At 74.7% G+C, this 19,782-nt stretch carries 11 protein-coding genes; 2 read left to right on the top strand and 9 right to left on the bottom strand.

Going from position 1 to position 19,782, the window contains the following annotated elements; genetic code table 11:
* Positions 1-196: 196 nt before the first annotated feature.
* From ACH4J0_RS28925 to ACH4J0_RS28915, 3 genes are all read right to left on the bottom strand, one after another.
* Positions 197-3,127, bottom strand: coding sequence for an FtsX-like permease family protein (locus tag ACH4J0_RS28925; RefSeq protein ID WP_396243558.1), 2,931 nt, complete (start codon positions 3,125-3,127; stop codon positions 197-199).
* Positions 3,124-3,888: an ABC transporter ATP-binding protein gene (locus ACH4J0_RS28920; RefSeq protein WP_396243557.1), complete on the bottom strand. Its 765-nt coding sequence runs from the start codon at positions 3,886-3,888 to the stop codon at positions 3,124-3,126. The genes ACH4J0_RS28925 and ACH4J0_RS28920 overlap by 4 nt, the downstream gene beginning before the upstream one ends.
* A gap of 114 nt (positions 3,889-4,002) precedes the next feature.
* On the bottom strand, positions 4,003-4,635 hold the full coding sequence (locus ACH4J0_RS28915; protein ID WP_396243556.1) for a PadR family transcriptional regulator: 633 nt from the start codon (positions 4,633-4,635) through the stop codon (positions 4,003-4,005).
* 67 nt (positions 4,636-4,702) lie between these two features.
* Here ACH4J0_RS28915 and ACH4J0_RS28910 point away from each other — a divergent pair, with 67 nt between their 5' ends.
* Positions 4,703-5,674: an endonuclease/exonuclease/phosphatase family protein gene (locus ACH4J0_RS28910; RefSeq protein WP_396243555.1), complete on the top strand. Its 972-nt coding sequence runs from the start codon at positions 4,703-4,705 to the stop codon at positions 5,672-5,674.
* 3 nt (positions 5,675-5,677) lie between these two features.
* Here the strand turns inward: ACH4J0_RS28910 and ACH4J0_RS28905 are convergent, their stop codons facing one another.
* From ACH4J0_RS28905 to ACH4J0_RS28890, 4 genes are all read right to left on the bottom strand, one after another.
* Positions 5,678-6,862 carry a PP2C family protein-serine/threonine phosphatase gene (locus ACH4J0_RS28905; RefSeq protein ID WP_396243554.1) on the bottom strand — a complete coding sequence of 395 codons (1,185 nt, stop codon included), beginning with the start codon at positions 6,860-6,862 and terminating at the stop codon, positions 5,678-5,680.
* Between the two features lie 194 nt (positions 6,863-7,056).
* On the bottom strand, positions 7,057-10,266 hold the full coding sequence (locus ACH4J0_RS28900) for a UvrD-helicase domain-containing protein (protein ID WP_396243553.1): 3,210 nt from the start codon (positions 10,264-10,266) through the stop codon (positions 7,057-7,059).
* 313 nt (positions 10,267-10,579) lie between these two features.
* A complete protein-coding gene (locus ACH4J0_RS28895) occupies positions 10,580-13,930 on the bottom strand; it encodes an ATP-dependent helicase (RefSeq protein ID WP_396243552.1) in 3,351 nt (1,116 codons plus the stop codon).
* A 158-nt stretch (positions 13,931-14,088) separates the two neighbouring features.
* Positions 14,089-14,466: an MGMT family protein gene (locus ACH4J0_RS28890; protein ID WP_396243551.1), complete on the bottom strand. Its 378-nt coding sequence runs from the start codon at positions 14,464-14,466 to the stop codon at positions 14,089-14,091.
* 134 nt (positions 14,467-14,600) lie between these two features.
* Here ACH4J0_RS28890 and ACH4J0_RS28885 point away from each other — a divergent pair, with 134 nt between their 5' ends.
* Complete coding sequence (locus ACH4J0_RS28885; RefSeq protein ID WP_396243550.1) at positions 14,601-17,315, top strand: flippase-like domain-containing protein; 2,715 nt, start codon at positions 14,601-14,603, stop codon at positions 17,313-17,315.
* A gap of 59 nt (positions 17,316-17,374) precedes the next feature.
* Here ACH4J0_RS28885 and moeZ read toward each other — a convergent pair whose 3' ends face one another.
* Together moeZ and ACH4J0_RS28875 are read right to left on the bottom strand one after the other, a co-directional pair.
* Positions 17,375-18,553, bottom strand: coding sequence for an adenylyltransferase/sulfurtransferase MoeZ (moeZ, locus tag ACH4J0_RS28880; protein ID WP_396243549.1), 1,179 nt, complete (start codon positions 18,551-18,553; stop codon positions 17,375-17,377).
* 231 nt (positions 18,554-18,784) lie between these two features.
* Entirely contained in the window at positions 18,785-19,774 is a 990-nt protein-coding gene (locus ACH4J0_RS28875; protein WP_396243548.1) for an NAD-dependent epimerase/dehydratase family protein, read from the bottom strand.
* Between the last annotated feature and the right edge of the window lie 8 nt (positions 19,775-19,782).

The following is a 19,782-nucleotide window of genomic DNA, read 5'->3' as shown; positions in this document are numbered from 1 at the left end:
TTCGCCCGTGCGGGTGCGGGACCCGGCCGCCCGGGTGCCGGACCCCGTCGGGGCTGTAACCTCCGTCACCTCCGTCGCCCCTCTCAACGTCCGTCACCCCCGCGGCCTCCGTGCAACCCCTCGCAGCCCCCGCAAGCTCCGTCACCCCCGTGGCGACGGCCGCGCGGACGGGGGTGACGGGAAGGGAGCGTCGGCCTCAGCCGGTGCGGCGCAGCAGTGAGATCCGCGAGCGGGTGAGGACCGCCGCCAGGCCCGCGGCGAGCAGCGGCAGCACCACGACGGTGGCGGCGACGGTGGGCCAGGGGAAGACCACCGACGACCTCTGGGCGATCTCCTCGGGACTCATGCCCGGGTAGGTGCTCGCCAGGCCCTGGACCTTGCGCAGGGCCACGGCGGGCAGCACCCCGCAGACCGTGCCGAGCAGGGTCCCCATGGCGGCGATCACCCCGCACTGGAAACCGGACAGTGAGCGGCGGATGCGCGGTTCGGCGCCGACCGCGGCCAGGGTGGTCAGGTCGCGCTGGGAGTCGGCGGCGGCCAGCCCGGTGGCGATGCCGGCGGCGCCGAGGGCGACCAGGGAGGCGAAGCCGGACAGGCCGAGTCCGATCAGTCCGGCCCGGGACTGGTAGCCGCGCTCGACCGAGAACTGGTCGTGGTCGCTGACCTTGGCCAGTGCGCCGTTGGCCTTCTGCTCGGCGGCGTCGGTGGGCGGGGAGGCGGGCAGCCAGACCGAGCCGGCCGGGGTCGTGCCGAGGCCGAGCCGGGCGGTGGTCTCGGGGCTGAGCACGGCCTGGCCGGAGACCGGGACGGTGGCGGACGCGAGGACGGCGTCGATGGCGCGCTCGGTGCGCACCGGCTTGCTCGAACCGCCGGCGTTGGGGTCGAGCGGTTCGCTGATCTCGAGGATCAGCTTGCCGTCCTTGAGGTAGCGCGGGTCGAAGACGACGGCCTTGCCGGCCGCGAGGGCCTTGCCGACGGCCGGGTCGGTGACGCCGTAGAGGTTGTGCAGCAGGGTGGCGTCACCGGCCGTCAGGCTGCTGAAGTGGTTGCTGCCGCGTTCGCGGACCTTGCAGCGCGGGTCGGAGGAGATGATCCGGTTCATCTCCTCGATGCCGAGCGGGCTGTCGCTCTCGTAGGCGGGGCAGCGCAGTTCCTTGGGGAGTTCGACCCGGATGTAGCCGCAGGGCGTGCCCCCCGTGCAGTCGCCCTTGTAGGTGACCCGGGCGACGTCGGCGCGCGGGCCGAGGTCCGGGATGGACCGTTCCACGGTGTCGCGCAGCTGGGGCAGCAGCTTGGCGTCGTCGTCACTGATGTAGCCGCCGAGCATGACGGCCCCCGCGGGACCGCTGGCGACGTACTCGCGGCGCTGCTGGTCGTCGTAGCTCGCCAGGTAGATGCTGACCGCGACGGAGCCGGCGACGGCGGCCATGACGGCGGCGACGGCGGGCGCGGTGCGGCCGCGGTGGCGGACGGAGTCGCGCAGAGCGAGCCGGGGGCCGAGCGAGAGCCAGCGGCCGAGCTTGCCGAACAGCCCGACCAGGTACGGGGTGAGGGCGACCATGCCGAGTTCGGCGATCACGGAGCCGCCCAGCACGGCGATGCTGCGGCTGGCGAAGCCGCTGGTGGCGCCGAGCAGGGCGAGGGCCGCGCCGGCGGCGAGCATCACCAGGCCGAGGAGGGCGAGCTTGCGGCTCGGGGGCTTGAGCGAGTCGCGGCCGGTGAGCGCGGCGACGACGTCCTGGCGGGAGGCCTGGACGGCGGGCACGACGGCCGCGAGCAGCCCGGTGACCAGACCGACCAGGAGCACGCCGAGCAGGTCGAGCGGCTGGAGGTTGAAGTGGCCGAAGCGCTGGCCGGCGTAGTCCTCTGCCTGGGTGCGCAGCAGGGCGACCAGGGCGACGCCGAGGCCCAGGCCGATGGCGGCGCCGGTGACGCCGAGGACGATGCCTCCGCCGAGGACCACCGCGCGGACGTTGCCGCGGTCACCGCCGGCGGCGGCGAGCAGGCCGAGCTGCCGCCGGGAGCGCCTGGCCCCGACGGCGAAGGCGGGGCCCGCGAGGAGCACGATCTCCAGCAGGGCCATACCGGCGACGGTGCCGGCGATCACGACGGCGGTGCGGTCGAAGAAGGCGGTGCCGGCGCCGCCGGTGCGCTTGTCCATCTCGACGTAGAAGGGGACGTCGGCGCGGGCGGGCGGGTCGAGCAGGACGGTGCGGGAGGCGACGGTGAAGCCGTAGCCGTTGAGTTCGGTGACCTTGGCCCAGTCGAGGGTGGCACCGGCGGGGAGCTTGACCAGCCAGCGGGTGGCGGTGTCGGGGGCCGTGGAGGCCGCCGGGGCCGGGTTCTGAGCGGGGTTGCGGGCGGCGGTCGGCGCGGGGTCCTGGCCGGGGTTCTGGCCCTGGTCCGTGCCGCGGGCGCCGGCCAGCGGTCCGACCAGGGCGCCGGGCCGGGCGATGATCTGGGTGACCTTGAGGTCACCGGGGTACTCGACGACGGCGGTGATGGTGAACGGGGTGGACTCCAGCCCGCGCACGGTGGTGCGGTCGCCGACCTTGAGGCCGGACCGGGCGAGGAACTCGCGGGTGACGGCGACCTCGTGGTCGTTGGCGGGGGCGCTGCCACGGACCAGGTTGACCCGGCCGTGCCAGACCGGGTCGTTCAGGTCGGCTTCGCTGGTCTGGGTGCTGAGCAGCCCCTCGGCGCTGCTGGCCGCGCTGCCGGGGCCGTCGCGCTCGGGCAGCAGGGTGGTGCCGGCCGGGAGCAACTGCCGTACCAGCTCGGCGGGCTCGGTGGCGAGCGAGCGCTGCTGGGCGGGGTTGTAGGCCGGGGCCGCGCCGTCCTTGGCGTCGTACTTGGGATTGTCGGTGAAGACGCCGTCGTTGGGGTCGGGGGCCTGCTTGACGGTGGAACCGCGTTCGGTCAGGTCGAGTTCGGCGTCGGCCTGCCCCATGATCCGCACGATCCGTTCGGCGGGTTCGAGGGTGGAGCTGCGGTAGAACACGTCGGCGCCGGTGACGCCGAGGACGGGCAGCGCGACCATGGCGATCACCAGCGCGCTGCGGCCCTTCGCGCGCAGGGCGTCGCGGCGGGCGATGCGCAGGGCGAGCCGCCAGGCGCTGGGCTTCACTCGTCCACCTGCTTGCTGTTGGCGGCGGCGCTGACGAGCAGGCTGGCGGCGTCCTGGCTGACGGACTCGTCGACCATGCGGCCGTCGCGCAGGAAGACGACCCGGTCGGCCCAAGCGGCGTGCCGGGCCTCGTGGGTGACCATCATGGCGGCGGCGCCGGCGTCGCAGCGGGCGCGCAGGACGGCGAGGACGGCTTCGCCGGTGGTGGAGTCGAGGGCCCCGGTGGGTTCGTCGGCGAGGACGAGGCGGCGGTCGCCGATCAGGGCGCGGGCGATGGCGACGCGCTGCTGCTGGCCGCCGGACATGTCGTCGGGGAAGCGGTCGGCGAGTTCGGGGATACCGAGCTCCTCCAGGGCGGCGAGGGCTTCGCGGCGGGCGGCGCGGGCGGACAGGCCGTCGAGTTCGCGCGGCAGCGAGATGTTCTCGGCGGCGGTGAGGGCCGGTATCAGGTTGTAGTCCTGGAAGACGTAGCCGACGGAGCGGCGGCGGACCTGGGCGAGCTTCTTGCGGCTGAGGGCGCCGAGGGCGACGCCTTCGACCAGGACCTGGCCGGTGGTCGGGGTGTCAAGGCCTCCGGCGAGGGTGAGCAGGGTCGACTTGCCGGAGCCGGAGGGGCCCATGACGGCGACGAACTCGCCGGGGTGGACCTTGAGGTCGACGCCGCGCAGGGCCTGGACCTCGGCGGCGCCCTGGCCGTGGACGCGGGTGACGTCCTCCAGGTGCAGTACCGGCGCCTGCCGGGACTGGTCGGTGTGGGACACGGTTCCCCCCTTGCTGGGTGCGGGCCGGACGTTCGGGGCGTCGGCCCTGTGGATCGAGTGGCGGGCCCTGGGGCGCGGGTGCGGCGGCCGGCTCGGCCGGGCCCCCGACGGGTCCTAGGCGCGGGTGCGGCGGCCGAGTCGGCCGGGCTTCCTGGCGGCGCCGTCGCGGGCGGCCTCGGCGGCGCGGGTCTGCTGGAGTTCGGCCTGCTGGGCGAGCCGGGTCTCGCAGTGGTCGAGCCAGCGGATCTCGGCCTCGGTCTGGAAGATCAGCTGGTCGAGGACGAGCAGCCAGGCGAGGTCGTTGCTCTCGGAGGGCACGGTGCCGGGTCTGGTCTCGCCGGCGAGGGCGCGGCCCTTGAGCCGGGTGTAGTCCTGCAGCGCCTTGATGCTGTGCCGGCGCTGGCCCTGGACGACGGCGGAGACGTCCACTCCGGGGACGGTCACGGCCATGGCGAGCTTGATCGCCAGTTCGTCGCGCGGGGGGCTGGTCCGGGGCACCGGGGTGTCGAACCAGGCCCGCAGTTCGGCGCGGCCGGCGTCGGTGACGGCGTAGAACTGGTGGCCCTCCTCGTCCTCGCCGGCGGCTTCGACCAGGCCGTCGCGCTCCAGTCGGGACAGCGTGGTGTAGACCTGCCCGACGTTGAGCGGCCAGGTGGCACCGGTGCGCGCCTCGAACTCGGTGCGCAGCTGGTAGCCGTAGCGGGGCCCCTGGTCGAGGAGGGCGAGCAGACCGTGACGGATGGACATACTCAGTATGTATACCCGGTATGCCCTACGGCCTCAAGCCGCGCCCCCTCGGGTACCGTCGTGCGGTGTGAGCCAGTTGCGCATCGCCACCTTCAACCTGTTGCACGGTCAGCCGCTCGCCCCGGACGGCGCGCCGCGGCCCTACCCGGTCGAGGCGGGGGCTCCGTTGGCCGGGGCGATCGCCGCACTGGACGCCGACGTGCTGGCCCTCCAGGAGGTGGACCGGCACCAGGAGCGCTCGGGCGGCACCGACCAGGCGGCGGTGGCGGCCGAGGCGATGGGCGCGGGCGACTGGCGCTTCGCCGCCGCGCTGCACGGGCGCCCGGCGCCGGTGGCCGGCTGGGTCCCGGAGCCGTCCGGGCCGAACGGCCTGCGGGTGTACGGGCCGGGGGAGGTCGGCGACGGCGCCCCGCCCTCGTACGGGACGGCGCTGCTGACCCGGCTGCCGGTGCGGCACTGGCGGGCCCGGCGCTTCGCCCCGGCGCCGTTCGGGCTGCCGCTGCGGGTGGCCGGGCGGCGCGGACTGACCCCGGTGCCGGACGAGCCACGGGCGGCGCTGGCGGCGGTGCTGGAGGGTGAGCGCGGGCCGTTCACGGTGGTCGCCGCGCACCTGTCCTTCGTGCCGGGCTGGAACATGGCGCAGCTGGCCGGGATCCGGCGCTGGATCGCCGACCTGCCGCAGCCGTACCTGGTGCTGGGCGACTTCAACCTGGTCGGCGCGGTGCCGCGCACGGTGCTCGGCGGGGCGACGGCGCTGGAGCGCACCGCGCCGCGGGTGCGGGTGCGGGAGCTGCGGGCGGCCCGGCGGGCCCGGCCGGCGGCGGCCGAGCCGCGCCGGCGGCGGATGCGCGAGCCGCGGGCCCGGCTGCAGGGCTGGTACGACCTGGCGCGCACGCCGACCTACCCCTCGCACCGGCCGGCGGTGCAGTTCGACCACGTGCTGGCGGTGGGGGTGCCGCGCGCGGCGGTGGGCCCGGCGGCGGCGCCGCGCGCCGCGGTGTCGGACCACCGGCCGCTGCTGGTGCGGGTCTCGCTGTAGCGCCTAGCTGTTCGTCAGGACGCCCGCCTGCTGCGGCAGGTGGGCGAGGGCGGGCGGGGTCGGGTCGTACTGCAGGAGCAGCATGGCGGCGTCGTCGCCGAGCTGGCGGCCGACGTGGCGCACCACGTCCTCGTGCAGGCGCTGGAGGACGTCGGCGGGGCGGCCGTCGGCGCAGCGCGGGAAGCGTTCGGCGAGCGGGTAGAAGGCGCCGGACCGGTCGCGGGCCTCGATCACCCCGTCGGTGAACAGCAGCACCCGGTCGTCGCCGTGCAGCGGGACCCGGTGCACCGGGGGGTGGACGTCGGCCGGATCGAGGACGCCCAAGGGCGGTACGGTTTCGGCGAGTTCGAGCGGGCGGACCCGGCCGCCGCGCAGCAGCAGCGGCGAGGGGTGGCCGCAGTTGACGAGTTCGGCGGTGCCGTCGGACCGCACCCCGATCAGGACGAGGGTGACGAACTCCTCCTCCACGCCGGGGTGGTCGTTCTCGTGCAGCGCGCGGTCGAGGCTGACGGCGAGCCAGCCGGCCACCCGGTCGAGGGCGGGTTCCTGGTGGGCGGCCTCGCGGAAGGCGCCGAGGACGGCGGCGGCGGTCTCGACCGCGCCGAGGCCCTTGCCGCGCACGTCGCCGACCACGGCCCGGACGCCGTGCCGGGTGTTGACGACCTCGTACAGGTCGCCGCCGATCCGGGCGTGGGCGGCGGCGGCCTCGTAGTGGACGGCGGCGCGCACGCTGCCGACCCGGTCGGGGACGGGCCGCAGCAGCACCCGGCGGGCGATCGAGGCGACCAGCTGGGCGTCGGCCAGGGCGCGTTCCTGGCGCAGTCTCAGGGTGGCGCTGACCCAGCCGATCGCGGCGACCAGCAGGATCGCGATGACGCTGGCGGCGTGCACGGACTCGCCGAGCGCGTCGCCGCGGAAGGCCATCAGGAAGGCCGCCGCCTCGGTGCACAGGCCGATGGCGAGCGGGTACCAGGTGCGGTGGCTGACCACGGCGGCCAGCGCGGGTACGGCGGTGAGGGCGGGTTCGACCGTCACCGCGGTACCGCTGAGGTGGTCGAGGACGACGATCAGCGCCATGCCGATGAAGGGCAGCGCGAGCGCCGTCCTCGGCCAGGTGCCGGTCGTGCCCGGAGCGGGTCCCGGGGTCGGCCCGGTGAACCGCTCTGTGATCCATCCGGTCGCGCTCAACTTCGGTCTCTCCAGCAGAAGACGCCGGTGCCCGGGGGCACCTGCGGTGATGACTGAGGGTCAGGGAATGCGGGCCTCGCTGGCGGCCGGAGCACGGGGGTTGACCGGTTACCGACCCCACAATAGGCACGAAACGTGCACGACGCACAGGTTTCGGGCGTCGGCGTGATGACTTGGATGCTCTGCGTGACTCATTAGTCACTGTTCCCGATCAGAAGCCGTTCCAACTCTTTTCGGTCGGGAAGTCCTTCCGGACGCACGATCCGTCCGCTGCGGACGTACAGGAACGAAGCCGTGACCTGCTCGGGATCGACGCCCGCCTGCTCCGCCCAGGCGAGCCGGTAGACCGCGAGCTGCAACGGGTCGGCCGTCTCCTCGCGGTGGGTCTTCCAGTCCACCACTTCGTAGCGTGACACACCACCGGATTCCGTCACCCCCTCACCGTCCCGGTAGACCGCGTCGATCCGGCCGCGCACCACCCGCCCCGCCAGCACCAGTTGGAACGGCGCCTCGACCCGGTGGGGCCGGCGCCGGGCGTACGGGGTGCGCAGGAACGCCTCCTTGAGCCGCTCCAGGTCCTGCTCGTCCTCGATGCCGTCGTCGTCGGCGCCGGGCAGCGCGCCGGGCTCGATCAGCAGCAGCGGCTCGATCCGGGACTGCACCCAGGCGTGGAAGCGGGTGCCGCGCCGGGCCGCGGGCTGCGGGGGGCGGGGCATCGGACGGGCGAGGTCGCGGGCGAAGCCGTCCGGGTCGGCGGCCAGCCGCAGCAGCTGGGTCGCGGACAGCGCGGGCGGCAGCGGCACCTCCCGAGCGGTGCGCCGGGAGCGCTCCAACTCGCCCAGCAGCGCGGTCAGATCGCGATCCCAGGAGGCGACCTGGCGCTGGTCCTCGACGGCCATCGGTTCCGGTTCGGGGGCCGGGGCTCCCCCGACGCGGGAGCGCACGACCTCGGCGACCCGACGGCGGGCGTGCTGGGCGTCCGGGTCCAGCGGCAGCGGCCAGGGGCGTTCGACGGCGGCGGCCAGGGCCGGGTTCACGGCGCCCTTCTCCGGCTGCTCGGCCCAGTGCTCGACCTCGCCGGCGCCGGGCCGCTCGCAGTGCGCGCGCAGCTGCTCCAGGAAGGCGGACGGGCCGCGGACGGTCTTCTGGCTCGGCCCCCACCAGTGCCCGGAGGCCAGCAGCAGGGAGCGGGGGCGGGTGAAGGCGACGTAGCCCAGGCGCAGTTCCTCGGTGCCGGAGTGCTCGGCCAGCTCCTTCTTGAACGCGGCCATCGACTTGCCGGTCCAGCCGCCGCGCACGTCGGGCAGGGTCGCGGCGTCGCCGCGCAGCGCGTGCGGGAGCACCCGCTTGGTGCTGGTCCAGCGTTCGCGCGCGGAGCCGGACGGGAAGGCGCCCCTCACCAGGCCGGGGACGGCGACCACGTCCCACTCCAGGCCCTTGGACTTGTGCGCGGTGAGCACCTTCACGGTGTCCTCGCCGCCGGGCAGGCTGCTGTCGAGGCCGCGCTCGTACTCCTGGGCGGCGCGCAGGAAGCCGAGGAAGGCGGCCAGGCCCGGGTCGCCGTCCAGGTCGGCGAAGGAGGCGGCGACGTCCAGGAAGGCGTGCAGGGTCTCCCGCCGCCGGGCGGCCAGCGCCTGCGGGGAGGCGGCGAGTTCGACCTCCAGGCCGGTGACGGTCAGCACCCGGTGCAGCACGTCCATCAGCGGGTCGGCGAGCGAGCGGCGCAGTTCGCGCAGCTCGGCGGCGAGCCGGGCGAAGCGCACCCTGGCCTCGGCGGAGAACGGCAGGTCGTCGACCTGGTCCGCGTCGAGGAAGGTCTCCACCGCGTCGGCCAGCGAGACCACCTCCGTCGGGTCGGCCTCGGCGACGGCCGCGGCCAGCGCCTCCACGCCCTCGGGCCGCTCGGTGCGCACCAGTTCGGCGGCCCGGCGGCCGAGCAGGGCGAGGTCACGCGGGCCGATCCGCCAGCGCGGGCCGACCAGCAGGCGCACCAGGGCGGCGTTGGCGGTCGGGTCCTGGAGCACCTCGCAGACCGCCACCAGGTCGGCCACCTCGGGCAGGTGCAGCAGCCCGCCCAGGCCCACCACCTCGACCGGCACCTCGCGGGCGACGAGCGCGGCGTGGATGTCCGGGAAGGCCGCGCCGCCCCGGCACAGCACGGCGATCCGGCCGGGCGCGGTGCCGGTGCGCACCAGGTGGGCGATCGAGTCGGCGAGCCAGTCGACCTCCTCGGCGTGGGTGGGCAGCAGCGCGGCCCGCACGTAGCCGTCCTGTTCGGCGCCGGGGGCCGGGCGCAGCGCCTCGACGCCCTCGTGCATGGCGCGCAGCGGGGCGGCGAGTTCGTTGGCGAAGGCGAGCAGGCGCCCGCCGCTGCGGCGGTTCTCGCTGAGCGCGTAGCGGTCGGCGGGGCGGCCGCCGGCCTTCGGGAAGTGCCGGGGGAAGTCGTCGAGGTTGGCGACGGAGGCGCCGCGCCAGCCGTAGATGGCCTGGCACGGGTCACCGACGGCGGTCACCGGGTGGCCGCCGCCGGTGCCGTCCGGGCCGGCGCCGAAGAGGCCGGCGAGCATGAGCCGCTGGGCGACGGAGGTGTCCTGGTACTCGTCCAGCAGGACGACCCGGAACTGGCCGCGCAGCAGGGCGCCGACCTCGGGGCGCTGCTGGGCGAGGCGGGCGGCGGCGGCTATCTGGTCGCCGAAGTCCATCAGTCCGGCGCTCTGCTTGCGCCGGCGGTAGTCCTCGACCAGGCGCAGCAGTTCCAGCCGGGCGCGGGCGGTGGCGGGGACGGCCCGCAGGTCGTCGTTGCTTAGCTTGACGGTGGCGAGGGTGTCGAGCAGTTCCTCGTCGTGGGCGCGCAACGCGGCGGGTTCGACCAGGTGTTCGGCGAGCTCGCCGTCCAGGGCGGTCAGGTCGGCGACCAGGTTGGCCAAGGTGCCGGTGAGGGCGGGGAAGGGGCCGCGGGCGGTGCGCAGCACCTTGGCGGCGAGCTGGAAGCGGGTGGCGTCGGCGAGCAGCCGGACGTCCGGCTCGATGCCGACGCGCAGGCCGTGTTCCTTGAGCAGGCGGCCGGCGAAGGCGTGGTAGGTGGAGATCTCGGGTTCGCCGAGCGGTTCGGTGTCGTCCCGGTCGGCGACGCCGGCGCGCGCCAGGGCGGTGCGGACGCGTTCGGCGAGTTCACCGGCGGCCTTGTTGGTGAAGGTGAGGCCGAGCACCTCCTCGGGGCGTACGGCGCCGGAGCCGACCAGCCAGACGACCCGGGCGGCCATCACGGTGGTCTTGCCGGAGCCGGCGCCGGCCACGATGACGGCCGGGGCGAGGGGGGCGCCGATGGCCGCCATCTGTTCCCGGTTGAACGGGATGCCCAGCAGCTCCTTGAGCTGGTCGGGATGGCTGAGCACGGCGGTCACCCCGCAACGTTAACGGGCGCGGCGGACACTCCGGACGCCTGTCCGCCGTGACCCTGGCTACTCCCCGCCCCGAGCCGAAGGGGCGCGCCGGTGCCGAAAGGGAGGAGCGAGGAGGCCCGAGGAACGAGGGCATCGGAGCGACGACCGTCGGCACCGGGTCCGAGCGCCCCGGAGGCGAGCGGACGAGCACCCGCCCCGAGCCGAAGGGGCGCGCCGGTGCCGAAAGGGAGGAGCGAGGAGACCCGAGGAACGAGGGCATCGGAGCGACGACCGTCGGCACCGGGTCCGAGCGCCCCGGAGGCGAGCGGACGAGTCACAGCATCTGTGCCCCCTCGCGCTGGGCGGAGCAGCTGCGGCGGAAGGTGCAGCGGTCGCAGCCGCCGCCGGTCTGCGGGACGAAGCGTTCGGCGAGGACCTTGCCGGCGGCCTCGGCGAGCAGGTTCTCGATCCACGGTTCGCCCTCGGGCGGCTCCTGCCGCTGCACCTTGGGGGCGTCCGGGGCGGTCCTGGCGGCGGCCTCGCGCAGGTGGACGAGTTCGGCGCCGCCGGCGGCCGGGGGCCGTTCGGTGAAGCCGGGCAGTTCGTTGAGGGCGCCGGCCCGGACGGCGAGCTGGTAGACGGCGAGCTGCTTGTGCTCGGGCAGCGACTTGTCGGTGGGGATCTGCTTGCCGGTCTTGAAGTCGACCACGTAGGCGCGTCCGGCGTGGTCCTTCTCGACCCGGTCCATGGAGCCGCGGATGCGCACCGAGACGCCTCCGACGTCGAGGGTGACGTCGAAGCCGTGCTCGGTGGCGACGAGGTCGCGGCCGCGTTCCAGGACGTGCCAGTTGAGGAAGCGCTCCAGGGCGGCGCGGGCCTGGGTCTTCTCCTGCTGGGACTTCCAGGGGGCGTCGAAGGCGAGGGCGTCCCAGACGGTGTCCAGGCGGGCCATGAGGACGGCGAGGTCGGCGGGGGTGCGGCCGGAGCCGACCTCGTCGGCGAGGGCGTGCACCACGTTGCCGAAGCCCTGGGCGGCGGTGCCGACGCCGCGGGCCCTGACCTCCTTGTCCAGGAACCACTGGAGCGAGCAGTTCTCCAGCTGTTCCAGGCCGCTGCCGGACAGCCGTACGGGCGCGTCGGCGCTGCGCAGCGGCTCGGGTGCGGCGGTGGGGTCGTCCAGGCCCCACCAGCGGTCGGGGTGGGCGGCGGGCACCAGGGGGAGGCCGTCCTCGTCGGCGGCGGCGGCGAGGACGGCGAGGCGTTCGGCGGCGGCGCGGCGCAGTTCGGGCGAGCGGGCGGGGTCGACGGTGACGGCGCGTAGCTCCGCGACCAGGGCGGCCACCGACAGCGGGCGGCGTGGGCGGTGGGTGACGTCCTCGACGGTGACCGGCGGGGTGCGGCGCACCACCTTGCCGGTGCGCGGGTCGACGTCCTCGCGGTAGAGCTCGCGCAGGAAGCGGGAGGGTTCGTCGCCGTCGTCGGCGGGGGCCTTGACGGCGGTGACGATCAGCCGTTCCCTGGCGCGGGTGGCGGCGACGTAGAAGAGGCGGCGTTCCTCGCCGAGCAGGGCGGCCGGGGAGAGCGGTTCGGCGAGGCCGTCGCGCCCGATCCGGTCGGCCTCCAGCAGGGAGCCGCGGCGGCGCAGGTCGGGCCAGAGGCCGTCCTGGACGCCGGCGACGACGACCAGGCGCCATTCCAGGCCCTTGGAGCGGTGGGCGGTCATCAGCCGTACCGCCTCGGGGCGGACGGTGCGGACGGTGAGGGTGTCGGCGGCGATGTCCTGGGCCTCGAGTTCGGCGAGCAGGTCGAGGGCGCTGCGGTGGCCGGTGACCTGTTCCTCGGCGCGCGCGGCGGTCTCGAACAGGGCGCACAGCGCGTCCAGGTCGCGGTCGGCGTTGCGGCCGGCGGCGCCGCCGCGCAGGGCGGCCCGCTCCAGGCGTTCGCGCCAGCGGCGGCTGCCGTCCCACAGTTCCCAGAGGGCTTCCTCGGCGGTGCAGCCGCCGGCCAGCCGTTCGCGGACCTTGCGCAGCAGGGTGCCGAGGTCGCGGGCGCGGCGGGCGGTCGCCGGGTCGAGGGCGACCAGGCGCTCGGGTTCGGCGAGGGCCTCACGGATCAGGTCGCCGGCCGGGCGCGGGGCGGCGGCCGGACGGGCTCCGAGGCCGTCGGCGCGCAGGGCCGCGCGTTCCTCCTCGCGCAGGGCGGCGCGTTCCTCCTCGCGCAGGGCGCGGCCGAGGCGGCGCAGGTCGGAGCCGTCGAGGCCGCCGAGCGGGCCGGTCAGCAGGGTGTGTGCCAGCTCGGTGGTGAGCGGGTCGGGGGCGTCCGGGTCGCCCTGCTTGTCGCGGGCGGCCTGTTCGGCGCAGACCCGCAGGGCGAGCAGCAGCTGGGCGACGGCGGGTTCCTCGCGCAGCGGCAGGTCGTCGCCGTCGATCTCCAGCGGGACGCCGGCCGCGCTCAGGGCCCGGCGCACGCCGGGGATGGAGCGGGCGCCGGCCCGGACGAGGACGGCCATCTCGCCCCAGGGCACGCCGTCCTCCAGGTGGGCGCGGCGCAGCAGGTCGGCGATCGAGTCGAGTTCGGCGCCGGGGGTGGGGTAGGTGTAGACCTCGACCCGGCCGCCTTCGCGGGAGGGCAGCAGGGCGCGGTGCTGGGCGAGCTTGTCGGCGGGCAGCCGGCCCATCGGCATCCGGCGGGCGACTTCGCGGGAGGCGGCGAGCAGGACGGCGCCGGAGCGGCGGGAGACCCGCAGCACCTTGACGTCGGCGGGGCCGCCGTCGGCCTGGCGGAAGGCCTGGGGGAAGTCGAGGATGCCGTTGATGTCGGCGCCGCGGAAGGCGTAGATCGACTGGTCGGGGTCGCCGACGGCGACCAGGTCGCGTCCGCCGCCGGCGAGCTGGCGCAGCAGCCGGACCTGGGAGGGGTCGGTGTCCTGGTACTCGTCGACGAAGACGACCTGGTAGCGCTCGCGGAGCTGTTCGCCGACCTCGGGGCGTTCGGCGAGCAGGACGGCGCGGTGGACGAGTTCGGCGTAGTCGAGGACGCCGCGCAGGTCGAGGACGTCGAGGTAGTCGGCGAGGAAGTGCGCGGCGGCGGCCCAGTCGGGGCGCTGGACGCCCTGGGCGAAGCGTTCGAGTTCGGCCTCGCCGAGGCCGAGTTCGCGGCTGCGGGCGAGGACGGCACGGACCTCGTCGGCGAAGCCGCGGGTGGTCAGGCAGGCGCGCAGGTCGAGCGGCCACTGGATGCGCGTACTGCCGCGCTTGGCGTCCTCGGCGCCGCCGGCCAGCAGTTCGCGGACCATGACGTCCTGCTCGGGGCCGGAGAGCAGCCGCAGCGGTTCGGCGTAGTCCTGCGGGTCCTGGTGGGCGCGCAGCAGGGCGTAGCAGAAGGAGTGGAAGGTGGTGGCCTGCGGGGCGGCGGCCGAGCTGCCGAGCCGGCCGGACATCCGGTCGCGCAGTTCCACGGCGGCCTTGCGGCTGAAGGTGAGGACGAGGATCCGCTCGGGGTCGGTGCCGTCCTGGACGCGCCGGGCGACCGCCTCGACCAGGGTGGTGGTCTTGCCCGTGCCCGGTCCGGCGAGGACGAGCAGCGGGCCGCCGGTGTGCTCGACCACGGCGCGCTGGTAGGCGTCCAGCACGGGGGGGTCGGGCTGGACGAGCGGGCTGCGCACGAGCCGGTACGGCGAACTCACGCGCCCGCCCCGCCGCGCTCGACAGGGGCGTTCGCCCGCACGCGCCGTTCGACGGATCGCTCGCTTCGCTCACTCACGGATGGTCCTGGGGTAGTGCAGGGGCATGGCCGGGGCGGGCCGTCGGGGCCCGCCCGCATCGAGCCTACGATCCTGCCCCGTCAATCCAGACCGTGCGCGGCGTTCGGTGAATTCTCCCCGCCGTCCCAGCGGGCCCGTTCGAGGTCGACGCGGGGCGGGTCGGCGAGTTCGCGCAGCGGGGTGCCCTCCTCGCTGTAGTGGGCGAGGGCGCGGTGTTCGTGCCCGGGCAGGAAGCGCCCGTCGGCGCGGATCACCCGCCACCAGGGCACCGAGCCGCCGTACAGGGCCATCACCCGCCCGACCTGCCGGGGCCCGCCCTGGCCGAGGTACTCGGCGACGTCGCCGTAGGTCATCACCCGGCCGGGTGGAATCCGCTCGGTCAGATCGAGCACCAGTTCGGCGAACGGCGGTAGGGCGTCCGGGAGGCCGTCGTCTGTTACGTCCGTCACCTGCGGCATTCTTCCTTACAGGGACGCGCGCGCGGCCCCGGACGAACGACCCGCCGCGCCCGATCCGGCCCCTGTCCAGCACGGGGGGTCGGGGCATGCCACCATCTTCGGGGCGGTGAGTGGTGATACGAGGACAAGACCAGATGACCGGGACGGCTGACGTGGGCGTGGACAGGGACTCCGACGAGTCCGGCTCCGCCGTGCCCCCGGCTCCCGGTGACGAGCCCGAAGGGCGGCCCGCGAGCGGGCCGACGCCGGAAGTCTCCCTGATCAAGGACCTGACGATCAAGACCCCCACGCCCGAGAAGGCCCCCGAGTCGCCGCCGCAGCCCCCCGCTCCGGCGCCGCCCGCCCCGCGGACCGAGTACGACCCGCTGGACGACGCCCCGCACCTGGACGTCGACGAGCCGCTGCTCGCCGCCCGCGCGCACCGCCCGTCCGACCTGATCCGCTTCCTGGCCGGGGTCCTCGGGATAGTCGCGGTCTTCGTCCTGGCCGGCATCGCCACCTCCACGACCAGCGGCATCGAGCAGGACATCGCCACCAACGCGCCGCACTTCTCCGCGGTGCTGTCCACCATCACCGGCCTGGTCTCCAGCGTCGCGGTGCTCGCCGTGCCGCTGGCCTTCGCCGTCGAGCGGCTGATCAAGCGCGACGGCCTGCGGGTCGCCGACGGCGTGCTCGCCTCGGTGCTCGCGTACGGCGTCTCGCTGGGCATCGACTGGTGGGTGGCCGAGGGCGCCTCGGAGCACCTCCGCGAGGCACTGACCCGGCTGCCGCTGGACAGCAACAGCACTCTCACCGACCCGGTGCACGGCTACCTCGCCCCGGTGATCGCCTACATGACCGCGGTCGGCATGTCGAGCAGACCGCGGTGGCGGGTGGCCCTGTGGGTGGTGGTGGTCTTCAGCGGGGTCACCGAGCTGCTCGGCGGCTACACCACCCCGCTGTCGCTGATGCTCACCGTGCTGATCGGCTGGTCCGTCGCGTACGGCACGCTGTACGCGATCGGCTCCCCCAACATCCGCCCCACCGGCCAGCACCTGATGATCGGCCTGCGCAAGGTCGGCTTCACCCCGGACGGCGCCCACCGCGCCCCGGACGCCCCCGGCGGCACCCGGCGCTACCACGTCACCCAGCAGGACGGCCCGCCGCTGGACGTCCACATCATCGACCGCGAGCAGCAGGCCTCCGGCTTCTTCTACCGGGCCTGGCGGCGGCTGCGGCTGCGCTCGGTCGCGGTGCGCCGCAGCCCCCAGTCGCTGCGCCAGGCCCTGGAGCAGGAGGCCCTGATCGCGTACGCGGCGGCCGCCTCGGGCGCCCGCGCGCCCCAGCTGGTCGCCACCTCCGAGCTGGGCCCGGACGCGGCGATCCTGGTGTACGAGAACGTCGAGGGCCGGACCCTCGACGAGCTCGCCGACGAGGAGGTCACCGACCTGGTGATGGCCTCGCTGTGGAGCTCGGTGGCCGCCCTGCACGAGCGCCGGATCGCCCACCGCCGGCTGACCGGCGAGTCGCTGCTCGTGGTGGACGACAAGGCGGCCTGCCTGGTCAACCTGTCCGGCGGCGACATCGCCGCCACCGACCTGACGCTGCGCATCGACGTCGCCCAGCTGCTCACCACCTTCGCGCTGCGGATCGGCCCCGAGCGGGCCGTCGCCACCGCCAACGCGGTGCTCGGCGCGGACCGGGTCGCCCAGGCGCTGCCGCTGCTCCAGCCGGTCGGGATGAGCCGCTCCACCCGGATCGACCTCGCCAAGCTCACCAAGGAGCGCAAGGCCGCCGCCCGGGCCAGGGCGCTGGAGCAGGTCGCGGCCGGCGAGCGGACCCAGCAGCAGGCCGAGGAGGACATCGCGGCGGCCGGCGAGGACCTGCTCAGCCGCATCCGCGGGCAGATCCTCCAGATCGCCCCCGAGGCACCGATGGAGCCGGCCAAGCTGGAGCGGCTGAAGCCCAAGAGCCTGATCATGGTGATCGCGCTCACCTTCGCCGCCTACCTGGCGCTCACCACCATCAAGCCGGCCCAGCTCAAGCTGTCCCAGATGAACTGGGCGTGGGCGGCGGCGGCCCTGCTGGCGGCCGCGTTCAGCTACGTCGCCGCGGCGATGAGCCTGACCGGCTTCGTTCCCGAGCGGCTGCCCTTCCGGCGCACCGTCGCGGCGCAGCTGGCCGGCTCCTTCGTCAAGCTGGTCGCACCGGCCGCGATCGGCGGCATCGCGCTCAACACCCGCTACCTGCAGAAGGCCGGCGTCCGGCCCGGCCAGGCGGTCGCCTCGGTCGGCGCCTCCCAGCTGGCGGGCCTGGCCGGGCACCTGCTGCTGCTGTTCAGTTTCGGCCTGATCACCGGCAGCCAGACCAACGGCGACCTCTCCGCCTCCCGGGCCGTGATCATCGGGGTGCTGACCGCCGCGGTGCTCGCCCTGGTGGTGGCCGCGGTCGCGCCGCTGCGCCGCTTCGTCCTGGGCCGGCTGCGCTCGCTGTTCTTCGGCGTGGTGCCGCGCATGCTCGACCTGATGCAGACGCCCAGCAAGCTGGTCACCGGTTTCGGCGGCATCCTGCTGCTGACCCTCTCCTTCACCGCCTGCCTGGACTTCTCCGTGCAGGCCTTCGGCGGCGACGTCAGCTTCTCGGCCGTCGCGGTGGTCTTCCTGACCGCCAACGCGGCCGGCTCGGCGATCCCCACCCCCGGCGGCATCGGCCCGGTGGAGGTCGCCCTGATCGGTGCGCTGACCGTCGCGGACGTCTCCCCCGCGGTCGCCACCCCGGCGGTCTTCCTCTACCGGGCGCTGACCTTCTGGCTGCCGGTTCTGCCGGGCTGGATCGCCTACAACGTGCTGCAGCGCAAGCAAGCGCTCTGAGACGCGCGAAGGAGGGCCCCACCGCCGAGCGGTGGGGCCCTCCCCGGTGTACCGGCGACCTAGTAGACCGGCTTGTGCGGCTCGATCTGGCTCACCCAGCCGAGCACGCCGCCGCCCAGGTGGACGGCGTTGGCGAAGCCCGCGGCCTTGACCACGGCCAGCACCTCGGCCGAGCGGACGCCCGACTTGCAGTGCAGCACGATCTTCCTGTCCTGCGGCAGCTTCTCCAGGGCGTCGCCCATGAGGAACTCGTTCTTCGGGATCAGCACCGCGCCGGGGATGTTGACGATCTCGTACTCGCCCGGCTCGCGGACGTCGATGAGGTAGATGTCCTCCTCGTCGTCCTGCCACTGCTTGAGCTGCTGCGAGGTGATGGTCGAACCGGCGGCGGCGGCCTGCGCCTCCTCCGACACGACGCCGCAGAAGGCCTCGTAGTCGATCAGCTCGGTGACCGTCGGGTTCTCGCCGCAGACGGCGCAGTTCGGGTCCTTGCGGACCTTCACCTGGCGGTAGTTCATCTCCAGGGCGTCGTAGATCATCAGCCGGCCGACCAGCGGGTCGCCGATGCCGGCCAGCAGCTTGATCGCCTCGTTCACCTGGATCGAGCCGATGGACGCGCACAGCACGCCCAGCACGCCGCCCTCGGCGCAGGACGGGACCATGCCCGGCGGCGGGGCCTCCGGGTAGAGGCAGCGGTAGCAGGGGCCGTGCTCGGCCCAGAACACGCTGGCCTGGCCGTCGAAGCGGTAGATCGAGCCCCACACGTACGGCTTGCCGAGCAGCACCGCCGCGTCGTTCACCAGGTACCGGGTCGCGAAGTTGTCGGTGCCGTCCACGATCAGGTCGTAGCCGGAGAAGATCTCCATCACGTTGGAGTTGTCGAGGCGCTCCTCGTGCAGCACCACGTCGACGTACGGGTTGATCTCCTTGACCGAGTCGCGGGCCGACTCCGCCTTGGAGCGGCCGACGTCCGACTGGCCGTGGATGACCTGGCGCTGGAGGTTCGACTCGTCGACCACGTCGAACTCGACGATGCCCAGGGTGCCCACACCGGCGGCGGCCAGGTACAGCAGCGCGGGCGAGCCGAGGCCGCCGGCGCCGACGCACAGCACCTTGGCGTTCTTCAGCCGCTTCTGCCCGGCCATCCCGACGTCCGGGATGATCAGGTGGCGGGAGTACCTGCGGACCTCGTCAACGGTGAGCTCGTCGGCCGGCTCGACCAGGGGTGGCAACGACACGGGGACTCCGATGGGTGTCTTGTTCAGGTGGCCAAGGGCCAGCCTCGGACGGGGTTGTTGCTCCGCCACGCGGGTGGCTCTCTAGGCCAACAGTGTCACGTCCCTCCGGTATTCCGAGACAGCTCGTCCGATGGGCGAGACGGGCCGCGCCGGATCGTGGAACCGGCCGCCGGGCCGGTGAGGCCGCCCCGGGCCCTTGATTCCGGGCCCGGGGCGCCATCGGGGTCGGCCTCAGACCCGGCAGGCCGTCTCCAGCCAGACGTCCCCCAGCGACTCCTCCAGCGGCACCTGTGTCCGCCAGCCGAGACGGTCCCGGGCGGTGCGCACGTCCGCCTGCCGCCACGGCACCGGCTCGCCCGGGGCGGGTCGGCCCTCCGGCCGCCGCTCCTCCACCCGGTGCCCCGGCAGGTGATGGCCCGGCAGGTGGTCGCCGCCCTGCCCGCCGACCTGCGCGGGCAGCAGGACCTGCCGGTTCTCCTCCACGATCGCCCCCTCGAAGCCCGACGCCCGGACCAGCAGCTGGGCCGCGTCCCGGGCCCGCACCGCGTGCCCGCTGCCCACGTTGATCACCCCGGTCGCGGCCGAGACCGCCGCCGCCTGGATCGCCCGCGCGACGTCCCGCACGTCCACGAAATCCCGGTATCCGGACAGGTCCGGCATCCGGACCTGGTTCTCGTCCCGCTCCAGCGCCCGCCGCAGGCCCTCCGCGAGCCGCCCGAACAGCGAGGCCGTCGGCGCCCCCGGACCCACCACGTCGAACACCCGCAGCACCGCCGCGTCCAGCCCGGAGGCCAGCACCAGCTCCGTCCCGGCCAGCTTGGACACCCCGTAGGGGCCGACCGGCCGCGGCTCGGCCTGCTCGGACACCGGCACCCCGCCGGGCACCGGCCCGTACTCGGCGGCCGAGCCGACGTGCACCAGCCGGGCCGGCTCCCGGCTGCGCCGGATCGCCTCGCAGACGGTCGCGACGGCGAGCGTGTTCGACCGGATCAGGGTGCGCGAGCTGCCGTAGGTGGCACCCGCGCAGTTGATCACCACCTGCGGCGCGACCGCGTCCAGGAAGCGGGCCAGCGCGCCCGGGCTCCCGGTGGTCAGGTCGAAGCGGATGTCGGCCGAGTCGCGCCGGCCGAGCACCGTCACCTGCAACTCCTGGTCCATCAGCAGACGATCGGTCACCCGGCGGCCGATGAAGCCGTCGGCGCCCAGCAGCAGCACCCTCATCGGGGGCG

Source organism: Kitasatospora sp. NPDC017646 (assembly GCF_044329365.1).
In the GTDB taxonomy this organism is placed as follows: Bacteria; Actinomycetota; Actinomycetes; order Streptomycetales; family Streptomycetaceae; genus Kitasatospora.
Note: the sequence above shows the minus strand (reverse complement) of the source record. Positions and strands in the feature narration are given on the sequence as shown.

Excerpts from the sequence above, each read along its gene's own strand:
- ACH4J0_RS28890 (WP_396243551.1), bottom strand. The coding sequence starts at position 14,466 with ATGCCGCAGGTGACGGACGTAACAGACGACGGCCTCCCGGACGCCCTA.
- ACH4J0_RS28875 (WP_396243548.1), bottom strand. The coding sequence starts at position 19,774 with ATGAGGGTGCTGCTGCTGGGCGCCGACGGCTTCATCGGCCGCCGGGTG.
- ACH4J0_RS28915 (WP_396243556.1), bottom strand. The coding sequence starts at position 4,635 with ATGTCCATCCGTCACGGTCTGCTCGCCCTCCTCGACCAGGGGCCCCGC.
- ACH4J0_RS28885 (WP_396243550.1), top strand. The coding sequence starts at position 14,601 with ATGACCGGGACGGCTGACGTGGGCGTGGACAGGGACTCCGACGAGTCC.